The sequence below is a fragment of the Acinetobacter sp. UBA3132 genome, assembly GCF_002364825.1.
Classification (GTDB): domain Bacteria; phylum Pseudomonadota; class Gammaproteobacteria; order Pseudomonadales; family Moraxellaceae; genus Acinetobacter; species Acinetobacter schindleri.
This window is the reverse complement of the sequence record NZ_DEZM01000203.1, coordinates 1,657-2,365: the sequence shown is the minus strand read 5'-3', so window position 1 is coordinate 2,365 and position 709 is coordinate 1,657. Positions and strand designations below refer to the sequence as shown.

General features: G+C 48.4%; 1 protein-coding gene. It reads right to left on the bottom strand.

All coding sequences use genetic code 11. From position 1 onward, the window contains the following. The coding region (locus B4033_RS11310) for an efflux RND transporter permease subunit (protein WP_286834083.1) at positions 1–709 on the bottom strand (709 nt) is incomplete at both ends.

Sequence of the window (709 nt, the reverse complement as noted above, 5' to 3'; positions counted from 1 at the left end):
ATCATCCACCAGCAGGCCGATTGCCAGAACCAGGGCAAATAAAGTCAGGGTATTGATACTGAATCCAAGGGCATACAGGATTGCCATAGTACCGAGTAAAACCACTGGTACAGTGACTGCTGGAATCAGGGTAGCGCGCCAGTTTTGCAGGAAGATAAACATCACCACAATCACCAGGATGATGGCTTCAACCAGTGTTTTAAGGACTTCCTTAATGGATTCCTGAACGAATGGCGTGTTATCCCGTGGATAGGCAATCTTATAGCCTTCCGGCAACTGATTAGACAGACGGGCAATTTCCGCCTTGATTCGTTCTGAGGTCGCGATGGCATTGGCACCGGAAGCCAGCGAGATCGCCAGACCTGCGGATGCATAACCATTATTGGTACTATAGGATTGATAATTTTCAGCACCGAGTTCAACACGTGCCACATCTTTTAAATAGATAAAGCTGCCATCCCGGGCAGACTTTACAATAATATTTTCAAATTCTTCTACAGTTCTGAGTCGCGTGCCCGAAGTTACCTTGGCATTCAGATACTGATCCTCGACCGTAGGCAGATCGCCCACAGCACCGGCTGCGACCTGGGTATTCTGTGATTCAATCGCAGCACGCACATCGCTAGGCATCAGGTTATACTGTTTCAGCTTGAGTGGATTCAGCCAGATCCGCATGGCATATTGCGAGCCAAAAACATCCACCTCACCA